The sequence below is a fragment of the Pseudomonas sp. GW456-12-10-14-LB2 genome (assembly GCF_002884345.1).
Lineage (GTDB): Bacteria > Pseudomonadota > Gammaproteobacteria > Pseudomonadales > Pseudomonadaceae > Aquipseudomonas > Aquipseudomonas paraglycinae.
In genome coordinates this window covers 1-273 of record NZ_POHV01000149.1, presented here as the reverse complement: position 1 = coordinate 273, position 273 = coordinate 1, and the positions used below count along the sequence as shown (strand labels likewise).

Annotated in this window: 1 protein-coding gene; it reads left to right on the top strand. The window is 60.4% G+C overall.

Annotation, left to right across the window (positions count from 1 at the left end):
* Positions 1–273 (top strand): hypothetical protein (locus C1X29_RS29290; protein WP_218275719.1); only part of this gene is annotated, 273 nt, incomplete at both ends.

Genomic DNA, 273 nt, shown 5'->3' with positions numbered 1-273 from the left:
GTACGGGTGGGAACTCCCGGTCGACGCCGCACCCTGACCATCGTCGATCTAAACAGCGGCGTCGCAACCCAGCCGGCGCCAGATCTCGATCTGGTCAGCGGCCTTCTTGATTGGTCGCCGAATGGCGACAGGCTTCTTGTGTTTGGCCGCCAGGGCGCCGTGCCTTGGGAAGACGGAATATTAATCGAGGTCGATCCACTTGAAGGTCGCCGCCTTGATCTGAGCCGCAATAAGGTCAAGCTGCAAGTCGAGTATCGCGACATCGGCATGCCC